This window comes from Streptomyces sp. NPDC046900 (genome assembly GCF_040644975.1).
GTDB lineage: Bacteria > Actinomycetota > Actinomycetes > Streptomycetales > Streptomycetaceae > Streptomyces.
In genome coordinates, this window is record NZ_JBEYXD010000141.1 from 1 (window position 1) to 14199 (window position 14199).

Below are 14199 nucleotides of genomic sequence, written 5' to 3' on the forward strand. Positions count from 1 at the left end.
CAGCGCCAGCAGTACGGCTGGGGCCAGCAGGCCATGCGGCTGGACCGGCTGCCCCCCACCTTCCGCGCCTTCGGTGTCAAGATCGCGCTCATCGGTTCGGGTGTCAGCGCCGAGCACCCCGATCTGAAGCAGCGGGTGCGTTCCGGGATCGATCTCGTGCACGGCACGGACGAGGACTGGGCGAAGGACGAGGTGGGCACCGGTACGCATGCGGCGGGCGTCATCGCCGGGGCGGACACCGGCAAGGGCGTCATCGGCATCGCGGTCGATGCCGAGATCGACGTCTGCAAGGTGCTGCCCGACGGGCACTTCAGTGACCTGATCGCCGCCCTGGACCACTGCATCGACCGCGAGGTCGACATCGCCCACATCGCGGTGGCCACCCCGTACTCCTCGGCACTGGTCTCCCGCAAACTCGCCGACGCCAGCGCGGTGGGCATCGCCTGCGTCGCCCCCGCGGGCGACACTGGCGGACCGGTCACCTTCCCGGGCTCGCTGCCCACCGTGTTCACCGCGGGCGCGCTGGGAGTCTTCGGCTCCTACCCGCCCGACACCTCCCAAGCCACCCATACCGGGCCCCAGCTGACACCGGAAGGCCTCTTCGTCGCGCCGTTCAGCTGCTACGGCCCCGGGGTCGACGCGGCCGCACCCGGTGTGGCGGTCCTGTCCTGCGCACCGCACGGCGGCTACGCGGCGCTCGACGGCACCGGCACCGCCTCGGCCCACATCGTGGGCCTGGCCGCCCTCGTTCTCGCTCACCACGAGGACTTCCACGGACAGCTGCTGCCCCGCGGCCCCGGCCGGGTCCAGCATCTGTTCGAGATCATCGCCGCCAGCTGCCGACAGCTCGCCGTCCTCGGCACGGTGGAGGCGGCCCGCGTCGGCCGCGGCCTGCCCGACGCCCTCGTCGCCCTGGGCCTGGCCCCCGGGGTACAGCTGGCGCCGGCCCTGTCGCCGTACGTCCTGTCCATGGCGGGTTAGCCCCTCCCGTCGCGGCGCACACAACGGCACCCCTTGGACGAGGGGTGCCGTTCGGCGTGCGACTCCCACGCGCTCGGCCGCACTCCCGTCCGTGAGGGTGCCTGCCTCGCCTGGTCGGGCTGGACGCGCTCTCGGGCGTGAGGGTGCCTGCCTCGCCTGGTCGGGCTGGACGCGCTCTCGGGCGTGAGGGTGCCTGCCTCGCCTGGTCGGGCTGGACGCACTCTCGGGCGTGAGGGTGCCTGCCTCGCCTGGTCGATCCGGACGCACTCTCGGGCGTGAGGGCGTCTGCCCCGCCTCGCCGGGCCGGACGTCACTGGTCGCGGGGGCGGGACGGTGCTGTCATGGATAGGGGAGGCGGCGTGGACGAGCGGCCGCGGAGGCCGGGGCGCCGCCCCGAGGCGAAGCGGAGGAGGACGATGTCATGCTGCACCGCCGTACGGTCGGTGACGTGATGACCAAGGACGTCATCACCGTCCGCCCCACCACCCCCTTCCACGAGATCGCCGCCCTGCTGGACGCGAACGACATCGCCGCGGCCCCCGTCATCGACGACGAAGGTGTCCCCATCGGTGTCGTGTCCGCGTCCGACGTGCTGCGGCACGAGACCGGCATGCCCGATCCACAGGGGCTGGACGGGGACGACGAGCGCGCCTGGAGCAAGGCCCGGGCCCGGACCGCGAGCGCGCTCATGAGCAGCCCCGTCTTCACCGCGGATCCCGACTGGACGATCCCCCGGGCCGTGCGGGAACTGCGCGGGCGGCACGTCAAGCAGCTGCCGGTCGTCGGTGACGACGGGCTCCTCATCGGCATCGTCAGCCGCAGCGACCTGCTGGACACCTTCATCCGCTCCGACGACGAGATCCGCGGTGAGGTCGAGCGGGACGTCCTGCGGCGCATCCTCGGTCTGGACGAGGGCATCGTGGAGGTCGAGGTCCAGGACGGTGCCATCACCCTGTGGGGTCACGTCCCGGAATCGCGTCTCGTGCCCGTGGTCGTGGGCCTGTGCCAGGGGGTCGACGGTGTCGTCGCCGTGGACACCCACCTGGCCGACTAGCCGGTGGTGACGTGCCTGATCATTCGACGCCCTTGACGCGGGGAACCGATCGAGGAGCCTGACCGGCGCGCTCACCGCGGTGGCGTCCTCGGCCGCGGACGGCGACGGCAAGCGCGAGGCGTCGCCGGATGGGGCAGCACGGGGCCGCTGCGGCGGCCGGGATCCGTCGGGAGACCCGGCGTCGGCGCTGCGGCGGGCGATGTCCGCTGAGCGTGCCGAAGGCCTCCCCGGTACATACTCTGGTGACGTTGAGGTGCCGGTTTCGTCCTGCCTCCCGAGGGAGGTTGTGATCGCCTCCAACGAGGGGCGAACGCGCAGGTCCGAGCCGCAGCCGGGCCGGTCGAGCGGGTCGTCGCGAAGACATTCCCGCTCGAGTCCGCGGCGGAGGCCCTGCAGCATCTCACGGAGGGACGGCCGTTCGGCCGGGTGCTCCTCGAGATCCCACGCGAAATCGCCCCGGTCCTGCCGGTGCCGTCGCGGCCGGGCGTGTCATCGGATGGAAGCGAAACATGGAGCAGACTCCGACGATCCCCGAGACGTTTCTCGGTGTCGGTTACACAAGAGACCGAGCCGGGCTGCCGCTCGAGGCGGTGCGTGTTCCCGTCCCGCAGCCGGCTGCCGACCAGGTTCTGATCCGCGTCGCCGCCTCGTCGCTCAACCCGCTGGAGTACAAGCTGGCCGACCTCAATTTCATGGGGCGGACGCCTCCCGTCGCTCTCGGTCTCGACCTCGCGGGGGTGGTGGTCGCCGTGGGCGATGGAGTGAGCGACGTAGCCGTCGGCGACGCGGTAGCCGGTCTGGCCGATCTGAACGGCAATGGCGGTTGGGCAGCGACGGACGCGAGTGGAAGCGAAGGCGGCTATGCCCTCGCCAGCCGATTCCTCACCGCCCGCAAGCCGCCGTCCCTGAGCTTCCGCGATGCGGCGGTGCTTCCGATGGCCTTCCTGTCCGCTTTCGCGAGTCTCTACCAGGCCGTTCACGTCGGTGAGTCGGTCTATGTCCCGGGAGGTGGCGGTGGCGTCGGGCACCTCGCCGTGCAGATGGCGGTGCGTGCCCTGGGCGCGGGACTGGTCATCAGCAGCGGCAGCACGCCGCAATCAATGGAGCTGGCCCGGCAATCCGGAGCCCAACACGTATTCGACTACAAGCGCGACGACGTCCCGGCCGAAATCGCGAAGCTGACAGGCGGTCAAGGCGTCGACCTCGTCTTCGACGCCACCTACAGCGAGCGGGGCTTTGTCGAGTCCGCGAAAGCCGTCCGGCGGGACGGCAGTTGGATCGTGCTCGGCGTCGGCCCCGGCAAGACGACACGCTTGGTCGAAACGGACAGCCCGGTGGCCGCCATCCTGGCCGAGCGCGGCGCCAAGCATGTCAACGTCAATTTGCTGCGGTACTTCTCCGAACCCGCCACGCTCGACAGCGAGGCGCGTGATCTACTCCAGCGCGGGACGGCTCTGGCGATGGAGTGGGCGGAGCAGGGAATTGTGGTCCCGCACATCAGCCAGACCATCGACAGCACCGTGGAGGCGATCAGCACGGGACTGCAGTCGCTCAAGGCGGGCCACGGCACGGTGGGCAAGGTGGCGGTGATCGTGGATCGCGATCTGGCCGGGGGGCCGGATTCTGGTTCCTGATCTGGTTCAATCGGGTCGGACCAGGGGGCGGAGCGCTGCCTCGCCAGAGGGGGGCGGGAAACATGCATGAGCGCCAGGTCATTCTCAACGAGCTTGCCCAGGGGATGCGGCCGGTGTCGGAAGGCCTGGCGTGGTTCGCCGGCCTGGAGGAGGAGCAACAGCGCCTGGTTCTGACGGAGTTGGAGCAATTCTGCCTCCAGGCACGTGCGGTAGAGGCTGACGTCGAGGAGGCCATTGAGCGCTCCGGGATACGCCGGACCTACACACCCGCCGTGATGCTGTCCCGATGGCGGTTGAACATGTCCGCCCTGCCGCCCTACGACCGCGCCAGGGCGTTCTCTCTGCTGCTCGCGCTGTTCGCTGTCGCCGACACCCGTCGACGCGAGCGTCACTGCGCTGACGGATGCACCCACGAGTGGCACAACCTGGCCGGCCGTCCCCCCGCGCGGCCGACCGCTACCTGATCATCTTTCGGTGAGGGCAACCCCGATCGGGCGCGACACTCCGCTCTTGGCGAGCCCGTGCTGTCATGTGCTCCGATGGCGCGGTCTGTTGTAGGGGATTGCTGGATCAGGGACGCAGGTGGGTCAGCAGTTCGTTTGCGGCAGTGTAAGGACGCTCCTGGGGCAGCAGGCGGGCAGCCGCGTCGAGGTTGCCACTGCGTACGAGCGTGTGGATCTTGTGGGCGAGTGGGGTCACGTCCCGGATGGCGACCGTCCATTCGTCGGCGTAACGTCGAGCGGCCTCGCCGGAGAGGCCGAGCTGCAAGGAGCGGTACGGCAGGGGTTGCAGATGCAGGTCCCGCTCGGGGTCCCACTGGATGCGAGTGGGCGCGTGCTTCAGCTGACGCTGCCAGGTGGCGTGGTCGGGGTGTACCCCGCGGACGTAGCTCGACAGGCACGCGTTGCGCAGGGCCCATTCGAAGCCGTCGCGGGTGATCTCAACAGCCAGGACGGTCTCCTGACCGTCCTTCGTGGCCCAGCCGCAGCGGTACATCATCCACAGGAGCGACGGTTTGATCCATGTCAAGCCGTGTTCACAGACCTTTTGAGCCTGTCTGCAGGTTCTGGGGCTGGAGTGGCTCGACGAACAGTCGCTCCGTGCCCGTCCGGCAAGCCCGAGGAACGGGCCACTGCACCCCTGAAGTGGATGGCGTCCCGCCATGTGGTGTAGCCGATCTTCCCGGTGATCCTCACTGTCGCTCGGCTGCGATTCCATGCCGGCGGCTACACCGGCCCGGTCACCCACTCCGAGTTCTTCGACGCGGGACGGCAGCCGAAGGGCTGCGGATCACGGTGCCCCCGGCCGGGGCTCCTCGCCATCGTAGGCCGCCAGCGCAGCCTGGCGGCATTCCAGCAGGTCGCCCAGGTCCTCGTGGGTCACGTCCTCCCGGGCGAGTGCCACCGTGGCCCTCGCCTCGACCGAGGCCCATGCGTGCCGGGCGCGCTTGTTGGCGCGGCGTCTGGTGTCGCTGCGCAGGAAGCCGGCTCCCGCCGCGAACCCGGCAGAGGCCAGAGCGGAGAGGGCGGCGGGAACGCGCACGTCCGCCGAGGCCAGTCCTGCCGCTCCCGCCGTGCCCGCGAGTAGGGCCGCGGGGAAACCGAGGACGATGTCCGTCTTGGTCCAGAACTCGGCCCGGCGATGGGCGAGTGTCCTCTGGCGCGTCGCCTCGTCTCTCAGTCGCTCGATCTCCGCACGCAGCTGGTGCGCGGACCCGTCCGGACCCAGGCGGGTGGTTTCGTCAGCGGATGTGGCCATAGGGGAATTCCAACATGCCTGTGCCATAAGGTAATTGGTGAGTCCGGACAACCTTTGGGCGCGGCGGACGTGAGCTTCTTACGATGGAATCCCCGCGACGTGGTGCAGTCGATCCTGCCGATGATCTCCACCGTCGTTCGGCTGCGATGAGGTTGACTGGCGTGCTTGCACTGAAGTCGCAAGCTGGCGTTCCGTCAGTCGGAGGGTGCGCATACGGCGGGGTCGACGCCGGGCTGGCGAACGTTTCGACGGCGCCGAGTATCCGACCCGGCCGAAGACCGCGCACGAGCACAGCGAGGCTCGGCGCAGACCGCGTCACTGGTGCTGCGGGCACCATTCGAAAGCAGGATGGTCACGTCGTCCCGCAGTTGGTTGCGCTGGTAATCGAGGGTGGCGTGGATGAGCAGCCGCAGCACCTCAGCCGGGCGCTGCCCGGCGGCGGAGGAGCGGATGATGAAGTCGGTGAACCGGTCGAGACCGAACTCCGCACCGTCCGCGTCGCGAGCCTCCACGACACCGTCGGTGTAGAGCAGGACGCAATCGCCCGGTTCCAGGGTCGTCTCGTGGACCTGCCGGGCAGCCGGGGCGAGTGGACCAGCCAGGCCGATCGGCGGCTGCGGGGGTCTGTCCAGCGCCCCGGCGAGCACCCGCTCGGCACGGATCAGCAGCGGTGGGGGTGACCGCAATTGACCCAGCGCAGCACCCCGGTCTCGGCGTCGAGCCGACACAGCACGCCGGTGCAGAAATAGTCGGGCAGCCACTGGGCGAGCGCCTGGTCGACGGAGCCGACGACGTCGACCAGGTCTCCACCACCCCGGCGGGCCTTGCGCGCCGCCGCCATGGCAACCGACGTGGTCAGGCCGGCTGTCAAATCGTGACCCATGGCATCGAGGATCATGGTGTGCAGCACGTTCTTGACCACCGAGTGGTCGAAGGCGTCGCCGGCGATGTCGTACGCCGGTGCCACGACCGCGGTCGATACGCACCTGCTGCTGCCGATGGTGCGGGGTGGAAGGAAGGCCCGCAGCATCTCGGTAGGCAACCGCATGGTCGCGGTGCGGGTGCGGGAGGCAAGCCAGTCGCTGTAGGCGCGCTTGGAGGTGATCAGCATGGCGAGCAGATGGGCCAGCATCCGGCTGCGGCGCATCCGCACCCCGTCGAGCGAGGCGGTCCGCACCGCCAGAACGCCCAGACGCTCCGCACCGTCGACCAGAGGCATCCAGAGGATCAAGCCGTCGTCGGCCTCGGCCACCCGCGGGGAGACCGTGCGGTACGCCCAGCCGGCCGACGAGCCGTCCACCGGCAGCGGCTCCGAGGCCTCGTCGAGTGGGATGAGCAGCCGTTGTTGCAAGTCGACGAGGTAGATCAGCGCGGTGTCCAGGCCGAGGGACGAGGCGCACTGATTCGCCAGGGCGGGCAGTTCGACCGGCAGGGCAGTCTGCGCCTCGATAATCAGCTCTTCCAGCCGATTCTCGTCAACGGCAGTGTCGGCACCGGAGGACACGTGCGGTGGGTCCGACACGGAGATCACCCCTTCCGTGCCCAGTCTCACACCGATCCCGTCCCCACTCACGTCAGGCAAGCCCGTGACGAGGGCGGGAGCGGCGGCCAGGGCGGTCAGCCGAGCTCGACCGGGCATACCGCATGCGCGAGCTTGCCCGTGTCCCGTCTCAGATGACTTCGCCTGTGTCTCACCGGACGTTCTCGGATTCGCCCGGACGCCGACCTCTCCGGCTTCACAGACGCATGTATCCGGCCTCTCGACCCTGGGATGACCGAACTCGGAAGACTTGAGGTCTCCGACGGTCGGCTCCGCGAGACCGCCTTGATACTTGGCTCCTTCCGCCGCAGGTCCAACGGGGACTGGGACTTCGTCCTCGACGGCAAGGGCTACAGGCGACCCGTTCCGCCGAATCCCTCACTTGAATCGATAGGCCATGCGCAGCGGCTCGCCACCCACACCTTGCTTGTTCCGAAGACCGCTAGGTGCATCGCTCGGGGTGGGCCATGCCGATCCTCAGAAATGGCTGGAACCAGTTACAGAGGAGTCAGGCTTCAGCGCCGGTACTCTGGCTGTGGCCGGTCCCGCGAGTCCAAAGGGACAGATCACTGCTCGTCGCTATGGCAAGGGTCTGCCCGGAGGGCGAGAAGCCGGCGGCACGGAGCTCGGAGTAGTTGGAGTGGAAGATGTGCCACCAGCCCTCCCCGTACGGACCGGAGTGCGGCAATCCGCCGTCTCGGGAGAGCACGACACGGTCGTTCGGCCAGTCCGGGGCAACGACCTCCAGCTTCCACCCCCCTTCGGCGGTGGTGTGCAGTCCTCCCCCGAAGAGCCCTGCAATGCGCACCCTGCTTCCGGCGACTGGCCCCAATCCAGGACATGACAGAGCGGGATCTGCATCGCGGCTGCTGTCCTCGGGGTCAGGGTCGCGATCCCGCGCGATCTTCTCTCCCGTGACGGCGTCGAAGAGACCGTGACCGTCGTGCGAGACGACCATCACCAGGTCCTGGCCACTGCCGGGATGCGAGGCGAAGCCAATCCCGAGAAGTCCCCCGACCGGGGCGTACGCAATACGCCGCCAAGGCTCAGGCGTCGGCACTACGGGGGCCGCGAGGATCCTCTCCCGCATCGCCTGCTGGTACGCAGAAAGCTCCGGCTCAGGGCTTGGCCGCTCGACCGGAGGTGCGTCCTTCGTCCACTTCGTCATGCAGCCATGATCCAGACTTCGGCGGGTTCACCCAACAGCGTTGATACAGGACAGGGGGCAGCAACGTGTCCCTGGAGTCTGTGAACGCGGCTTGATGACCCATGTCAAGCTTCGTTCACAGACCTATCTGGGCAAGTATCCGAGAGGGCGCCCGCTGTTCTCGGCCTTGGGTCCGCGCGGTCGTCCTGGGAGGTGGGCGACGTGGAGCCTGTGGGGGATCGGAGTCAGCCTGGTCATGACCTGTGATCCGCGTGCGTTCGAGGGTGCGCGGTGGAATCGGAAGGCGGGCCGGGGAAGGATGCGGAACACTGCGCCAAGTGATCGTGATGCAGCCCGTCCTGGAGATGACTCCCACCCAGGGCTTCGATCTCTGGCCTGTCGCCGAGATCGAGTCGCTGGATTTCCTGCCGCTCAGCGGTGAGCTGTCACCCACCGAGCTCGGGACGGCGGTGATGCGCATTGCCGGCTGCAATGACGTGGACCCTGACGGCGATCAGCCGCCTCCGCCAGCCACCGCGCTCGACTCGTTCCTTCACGGACTGCTGACGTTCGACACGCTGTTCGTGGCGGGCGGCCTCCGGGTCGCTGACGACGCCACCGGTGTCACTTTCCTGCCCGGTTGCTGTGATGGGTTGGAGGACTGGCGCGACTGGCAGCGGTTCGTCGATGTCGGCGGCCTGCTCGGGTTCGGCCACGACCCCGTGTCACCGATCGCGGAGCGTTTCGGCGACACGGTCCGGCTCACGGTCAATGCCCATCAGAGCGACAGCCCGGTGATCGAACTGTCCGTCACCGACCTCCGCCACCTGCTCGTCGGCGTCGAGCGCGACCTGGTCGACTTCCTCGCGTTGGCTGCCGATTGGGCCTCCAGGCATCTGCCGGACCACTGCTCTGCGGTCACAGCCGCCCTCGCCCGTGTTCTAGATCTTCCTGCGCCAGGCATACCGCCGGGTGTCCAGCGGGCCTAGCTGCTTAAAGGTCTGTCAACGCGGCTTGGTGATCCAGGTCACGCATTTTTCACAGACCCTTCTTCCACCGCATCGAGCGGGTCTTTGGCGCGCTTCGGTCATGTGCCCCGTCAGTCCAGCAAGTCGACGACCTGGCGGTAGTCGTCATAGGCCTCGCCGTACTGTTGGGCGGCGACAAGGAACATGGAACGGTCGGTCAAGGCCTGTCCCAGCGTCTCCCGGCTCTGCTCCGCGCTTGCCACATCGACCAAGCGGCGTGCGAGGGCCACGCCTTCATTGAAGATCGGGCGGAGTGGCTTCAGGATGCGGTGGCTGCGCTTCTCCCAGTAAAGGGCTGAACGAATGCTGAGCCTTCGGTGCAGGGCTACCAGTTCGGGGAAATGGCCGCGGGGGTCTGTCCTGGCCGCCTCTCTCAAGCGCGCGACCTGTTCTTCGAGGGAGGGCAGGCCGTCGATGTATGCCTGCTTGATGTCGGGCGACCAGTCGAGGAACGGAAAGCCGAACGGAGGCGTCGGCGCACTCGGAAGCGGTGCCGGCTCTGCCGACCGACCCGACAAGGCGTACAGAGTGGCCCACCACGACAGGATGTTGCTCCAGCTCTTGCGTTCCCCGGTCTTGTCCAGCTCGGACAGGAGGGCCAGGGCGTGTTGTCGGACCCCGCGAGCCTCGACGCGCTGCCCGGCGGTCCCCAGCATCCCGGCATATTGGACCAGCTGCCATATCAGGATGGCCAGCGCAGAACGGTCCTCATCGACTTCGGCTCGGGTGACGTCCACGAAGTCCGCGAACGTCTCCAGCGCCGCGTCGTGGTGTCCAGCGGCATCCAGTTCGGCCACCCATGCCACCGTGGTCCAGAAAGAGAACTTCGCCGAACTTTCCGAGCGACGGGCTTGCACCAACATCCCGCAGATTTCGGCGGCCTCCCGGTGACGTCCCTCCTCGGCCAGTACGGTGGCCATCGGCCAGTGCCCGTACACGGGACTCGGCACCTGCCCGTGCGCGAAGCCCCACCGCCCGGCCTCGGCCATCTCCTCGCATATGGCGAAACCCTCTGTCCGTCGTCCGGCGGCATACAGGTCGTACCGGTACGCGGACAGAGTATGTACAAGCAGCTCGGTCCTCTTCGGCTCGCCTGGGTCTATGCGCCGGGCCGTTGCCGCTGCCTCGGTGTGGCGTGCCAGCCTCACATCCGGACGGTCCCGGGACCTCTGGCGCGTATCCATAAGAGAGCAGTGCTTCTGTCAGCTTCGGCAGGTAGGTCAGCGGACTTACCGCCGAAAGCACCCGGTACGCCTCGACCTGTTGGCCAAGGCTCGGTCTGCCTGATCCGAGCAGCATCGTGCGTGCCCGCAGCACCGCATCCTGATCAACCTCGTCGGTGTGCTCCATGCCGGCGATTCTGAGAGCCGGAGGACGGGCCGGACAAGGCCGCTGAGCTGTGCTATCGGTCCTACGAAAACAGACTTTGAGCTGTCATGATGGATGCGGTTTCGCCGCTCGGCGGCTCAACTCACGCACATGATTGATGGTTGACGCTTCGCCCAGGAGCCCGTAGCTCAGCGCCGAGCCGACCAGACCTGATCACAACGCCGGACCCGTCTGCTTCCCTTGGCGCCGCCAGTCACTGAAATGGGTTGTGAAGGCGGCTTGATGACCCACGTCAAGCAGCGTTCACAATCCTTTCGCTCCAGCGGTGTTCAGACTGGTCGTGGTCTGGCGGTGTTGTGCGGCGTCAGTTGCGTCGCTGCCACCAGCGCCGCTTCTGCTCGACTGTCCGAGGACCGGTTCCGGCTCCGTCCGGGGCTGACGTGCCGTTCGGCGGGAAGGCTTTCAAGGCGGCGCGAATGCGGTCGAAGGAGGCAATGGTGTGGTGGTCGTCGGCGGGGAGTGTCACTCCGACGCACACCAGCTTGAAACTGTCCTCGCCGAGGGGTGCGCCAATGAACACCGGTGCGCCCACGCACCCTTGTGGCAGGTCTCCGATCCACCGGATGCCGCCGTCGCCTGAGCGTGTGATCTGGCCGATTACGACAGCCTGCTCTCGGGAGCCGTCCCCGTCGTTGACGTGTCCCAGCAGATAGGCCGGGACCGGCGACTCACCGAGGTCGGCGACGTCCTGTTCCGTGGCTGCGATGCCGTCGGTGATCTCGTCGGTCGTCCAGCGCCAACCCTTGCGGGCGCCGTGCGCGTGCAGCCCGGTGGAGGGCATGACCGCCACCCCCAGGTCGCCGAGATGAGTCCACCCCTTCGCGAAGTCGAGCATCATCAGCTTCTGGGCGCTCATTACAGGTGCGCACAGTGCAGGGCGCAGGGTGAACTCGGCCAGCTCGACTCGCGCCCGCTCACTGGCGGTCACGAGGAACTGCCGGATGACCTCGCCTTCGGAGGTCGTCTCCAGGAGTTCGTTGAACCAGAAGGCCGTCGCGTGTTGTTCCTCCCGGTGGGCTCGCTGAAAGGGAAGCGTCGAGCGGCCGACGTGATCGACTATCGCGTCGATGATCGCACTGGAGTGGTCTGGCAGGTCAGGCATGGATCGAGAGGCTAACGCACGGTCGGAGACAGCTACCGGGCAGCATGGCGGGGCCCGTCCGCGCGCCCTCCGGTCCTCGCTTTTCGACGTCGGTGAGGCGCAAGGGTCTGTCAACGCGGCTTGATGACCCACGTCATTCGGTCCCGCTTCCACAGGGCGGGAAAACGGCCCTCGCGGACGGCGGGCAGGCCGATGTCCGGGGAGTACGCCTGGTAGACGGTGATCGTGGATGCTGCGTAGACCACCCGGATCCCGCGTTGCGGCTCTTCCATGACGTACAGCGTGGAGCCGAGCGGTCTGTGCGGCCACCGATTTTCGACCGCGTCAGAGTCTCCCGCCCCAACCCGCCGGTTTCTTCGCCAAGTACCGCTGGTGTTGCCCGACTGCAGGACAAAAGGCCCATGAGTGAGGCTTGAGCCACCGATGGATGGCCGTTCGACGTACGCCCCCATCCTAGGAGCGTTATGACTCAGCCGACCGAGGGTGACCGCCGAGCTCGGGCGGCCTGACCTACTTCGACGTGGTGAACTCGTAGCGCTCGCCGTGGATCAGATAGTGGTATTCGATGGGCACCGAAGACGCGGCAACGGACTGCTTGAAATCTTCCAGCCCGGAGCGGAACACCGAAAAGTCGTTGTAGTGGATCGGGATCGCCGTGCGCGGCCTGACGATCTCCGCACACCTGACGGCCTGGGGCCCGGTCATGGTCACCACGGTGAGGAAGAGCGTGGTCCCGCCGGCGTGGAACAACCCGAGGTCGATCTCGGGATAGCGCTGGGGTATGTCGTACAGCCGGTTGTGCAGCATGGTGTCGCCGCTGATGTACAGCCGGTACAGATGCCGGTCGCCGGTGAAGAAGTCCAGAAGTGAGCCGTTGACCGGCATGAGCATGTCCTGCAGCTCGAAGTTGTTGGTGTGCTCAGCCGGCATGGCCGTCACTTCGAGCCGGGCGTCACCTCTCTGCACGGTCTGGCTCTCCCAGGTGTCGAGCGGGTGGCCATTCGCGAAGCCCAGCGGGCGCAACTGCTCGACTGCATGGTGCGTGGTGACGATGGGGATGCTCTTGTCGAGATCCCGAGCTGCGACGTCGTCGAAGTGGTCGGCGTGATAGTGCGACAGAACGATCAGGTCCAGTGGGGGAAGATCCGCAACCTGGCAGGCGGGATCGACCTCACGGCGGGCGTAGATGCCGTGCCCGAGATGGACATGCCCTCCCTTGTGCAGGAACGCGGGGTCGGTCAGGATCGTGAACCCCGCGCATCGGATCAATGTCGTGGCGTTGCCGATGAAGTGCACCTCACCGGTGTCAACGTCAGGTTGCTCGCCTGTCGGAAGCGTGATCACCGCGTTCACGAGACCTCCCGCTGGATGACCAGGAAGGTGGCTATTAGTGGGATTTGCCCTGGTATGCAAGCGTGAAACTGATCCTTTTCCGGGCGTCTCCCCCAGCCAGGTGCCGCGAGCCGACGTGGGCGGGCACATGCGCGGCGCCGTGCAGGGTGAGGGAGCACGCCGACGTCTTGCTCCCACTCGGAACGTGGCTCGTCACACTCGGTAGCCAGGGTGTGATGGCGGGTGGAGCACGCCGCGGTCTCGGGCAGGAGGGGGTGATGCTGCAATGGATGCGGGATTCTGTGCTGCCGCGCCGGGCGGCGCAGCCGTCGTCGTGCCTTCCGGGGCAGCCGGCGGAACTCCGCGCTCAGACTCATGGGGCAGAGCATGCGGGCGGCGCTCCTCGCGTTGGGCGGTGAGGACGTCGGGGTAGCGGACGTGGAGGTTGCGCCGCTGAAGGTGGGGCTCACTTTTTCAGCGCCGCACCCACAGCGGCGAGGTACTCGTCGACGCTCAACGTGGCGTGGGAGATGGTCGGGTAGCGCTGGACCATCGCGTCGTAGGCGGCGCGCCCACCGAGCGCCGCGGTGGCGTCGGTGAAGGTGGTCACGTGGTAGCCGTGTTCCATGCAGCTGCGCGAGGTCGACTCCACGCAGTGCGTGCCGATCATCCCGGCGATCGCGATGTACTCGACGTTGTGCTGGCGCAGCTGGACCCCGAGGTCTGTGTTGGCGAGCACGTCGATGTTCTTGTGCGGGGCGATCACGACCTCGCCGTCGACGGGTGAGAGCTCGGGGTGGAAATCGGCGTTCCAGCTGCCCGCGGCGAATTCGCGGTTGCCGAACATCTCCTGGTGGATGCCGGACAGGTGCTTCCACGAGGTGTAGTCGTGCTCGGTGTAGGACATCGGCGCGAAGAACACCGGCAGCTTGTGCTGCCTGGCCCCGGCCAGCAGCCGTTTGAGGTTCTCGAACGTGCCGATCCTGTCGAACTCGTCCTTGAACGTCGGGTAGAGCTTTCCCTTCTCCGAGAACACCTCGTTGACCGTGTCGATCAGCAGCAGGCCCATCCGGCTCGACTCATACGACGGCATCGGCATACCAGACTTCTTTCGGTCGGCTGCTTCTCTGCTGAGACTAACGGGTTGCCCCGCGATTGATCTTGGTCACGTACGGGGACATGGAGAAGGCCGCGCGAGTTGTCTGGTGTGTGAAGATCAAACTGGCCCGCGCGG

The 14199-nt window shown here is 67.5% G+C and carries 12 protein-coding genes and 3 pseudogenes; 6 read left to right on the forward strand and 9 right to left on the reverse strand.

From position 1 onward, the window contains the following. From ABZ904_RS47945 to ABZ904_RS47960, 4 genes are all read left to right on the forward strand, one after another. Positions 1–981: S8 family serine peptidase (locus ABZ904_RS47945; protein ID WP_361830434.1), on the forward strand; the 981-nt coding region annotated here is incomplete at its 5' end. 421 nt (positions 982–1402) lie between these two features. Next, entirely contained in the window at positions 1403–2035 is a 633-nt protein-coding gene (locus tag ABZ904_RS47950; RefSeq protein ID WP_360995723.1) for a CBS domain-containing protein, read from the forward strand. Positions 2036–2544: 509 nt separating this feature from the next. Beyond that, positions 2545–3669, forward strand: a complete 1125-nt coding sequence (locus ABZ904_RS47955) for a zinc-binding alcohol dehydrogenase family protein (RefSeq protein WP_359392284.1) — start codon at positions 2545–2547, stop codon at positions 3667–3669. 62 nt (positions 3670–3731) lie between these two features. Further along, positions 3732–4133, forward strand: a complete 402-nt coding sequence (locus ABZ904_RS47960; RefSeq protein ID WP_361830436.1) for a DUF5958 family protein — start codon at positions 3732–3734, stop codon at positions 4131–4133. A gap of 106 nt (positions 4134–4239) precedes the next feature. On the opposite strand, the gene ABZ904_RS47965 is transcribed toward ABZ904_RS47960, so the two are convergent. The 3 genes and pseudogenes from ABZ904_RS47965 to ABZ904_RS47975 all read right to left on the reverse strand — a co-directional run bounded on the left by ABZ904_RS47965 (position 4240) and on the right by ABZ904_RS47975 (position 7066). Then, positions 4240–4698: a DUF4291 domain-containing protein gene (locus ABZ904_RS47965; protein WP_361830438.1), complete on the reverse strand. Its 459-nt coding sequence runs from the start codon at positions 4696–4698 to the stop codon at positions 4240–4242. A gap of 261 nt (positions 4699–4959) precedes the next feature. Beyond that, positions 4960–5427, reverse strand: coding sequence for a hypothetical protein (locus tag ABZ904_RS47970; RefSeq protein ID WP_360995732.1), 468 nt, complete (start codon positions 5425–5427; stop codon positions 4960–4962). Between the two features lie 194 nt (positions 5428–5621). Further along, positions 5622–7066: pseudogene (locus ABZ904_RS47975) on the reverse strand (PP2C family protein-serine/threonine phosphatase). 75 nt (positions 7067–7141) lie between these two features. Between ABZ904_RS47975 and ABZ904_RS47980 the strand changes: the two are divergent. Then, positions 7142–7321: pseudogene (locus tag ABZ904_RS47980) on the forward strand (restriction endonuclease); the annotation flags it as partial. A gap of 154 nt (positions 7322–7475) precedes the next feature. On the opposite strand, the gene ABZ904_RS47985 reads toward ABZ904_RS47980, so the two are convergent. Beyond that, complete coding sequence (locus ABZ904_RS47985) at positions 7476–8135, reverse strand: hypothetical protein (RefSeq protein ID WP_361830440.1); 660 nt, start codon at positions 8133–8135, stop codon at positions 7476–7478. Between the two features lie 326 nt (positions 8136–8461). Between ABZ904_RS47985 and ABZ904_RS47990 the strand changes: the two genes are divergently transcribed. Then, on the forward strand, positions 8462–9103 hold the full coding sequence (locus ABZ904_RS47990; protein ID WP_361830448.1) for a hypothetical protein: 642 nt from the start codon (positions 8462–8464) through the stop codon (positions 9101–9103). Positions 9104–9213: 110 nt separating this feature from the next. Here the strand turns inward: ABZ904_RS47990 and ABZ904_RS47995 are convergent, their stop codons facing one another. The 5 genes and pseudogenes from ABZ904_RS47995 to ABZ904_RS48015 all read right to left on the reverse strand — a co-directional run bounded on the left by ABZ904_RS47995 (position 9214) and on the right by ABZ904_RS48015 (position 14064). Next, on the reverse strand, positions 9214–10131 hold the full coding sequence (locus ABZ904_RS47995; protein WP_361830442.1) for a hypothetical protein: 918 nt from the start codon (positions 10129–10131) through the stop codon (positions 9214–9216). Positions 10132–10835: 704 nt separating this feature from the next. Continuing rightward, positions 10836–11633, reverse strand: coding sequence for a hypothetical protein (locus ABZ904_RS48000; RefSeq protein ID WP_361830444.1), 798 nt, complete (start codon positions 11631–11633; stop codon positions 10836–10838). Between the two features lie 116 nt (positions 11634–11749). Then, positions 11750–11905 (reverse strand): annotated as a pseudogene (locus tag ABZ904_RS48005) (DUF4291 family protein); the annotation flags it as partial. Positions 11906–12143: 238 nt separating this feature from the next. Then, positions 12144–12986 carry an MBL fold metallo-hydrolase gene (locus tag ABZ904_RS48010; protein ID WP_361830446.1) on the reverse strand — a complete coding sequence of 281 codons (843 nt, stop codon included), beginning with the start codon at positions 12984–12986 and terminating at the stop codon, positions 12144–12146. Positions 12987–13431: 445 nt separating this feature from the next. Then, complete coding sequence (locus ABZ904_RS48015; protein WP_359392272.1) at positions 13432–14064, reverse strand: isochorismatase family cysteine hydrolase; 633 nt, start codon at positions 14062–14064, stop codon at positions 13432–13434. Positions 14065–14199: the final 135 nt, after the last annotated feature.

Excerpts from the sequence above, each read along its gene's own strand:
- ABZ904_RS47950 (WP_360995723.1), top strand. The coding sequence starts at position 1,403 with ATGCTGCACCGCCGTACGGTCGGTGACGTGATGACCAAGGACGTCATC.
- ABZ904_RS47955 (WP_359392284.1), top strand. The coding sequence starts at position 2,545 with ATGGAGCAGACTCCGACGATCCCCGAGACGTTTCTCGGTGTCGGTTAC.
- ABZ904_RS47960 (WP_361830436.1), top strand. The coding sequence starts at position 3,732 with ATGCATGAGCGCCAGGTCATTCTCAACGAGCTTGCCCAGGGGATGCGG.
- ABZ904_RS47970 (WP_360995732.1), bottom strand. The coding sequence starts at position 5,427 with ATGGCCACATCCGCTGACGAAACCACCCGCCTGGGTCCGGACGGGTCC.
- ABZ904_RS47985 (WP_361830440.1), bottom strand. The coding sequence starts at position 8,135 with ATGACGAAGTGGACGAAGGACGCACCTCCGGTCGAGCGGCCAAGCCCT.
- ABZ904_RS47990 (WP_361830448.1), top strand. The coding sequence starts at position 8,462 with ATGCAGCCCGTCCTGGAGATGACTCCCACCCAGGGCTTCGATCTCTGG.
- ABZ904_RS47995 (WP_361830442.1), bottom strand. The coding sequence starts at position 10,131 with ATGGCCGAGGCCGGGCGGTGGGGCTTCGCGCACGGGCAGGTGCCGAGT.
- ABZ904_RS48000 (WP_361830444.1), bottom strand. The coding sequence starts at position 11,633 with ATGCCTGACCTGCCAGACCACTCCAGTGCGATCATCGACGCGATAGTC.
- ABZ904_RS48015 (WP_359392272.1), bottom strand. The coding sequence starts at position 14,064 with ATGCCGATGCCGTCGTATGAGTCGAGCCGGATGGGCCTGCTGCTGATC.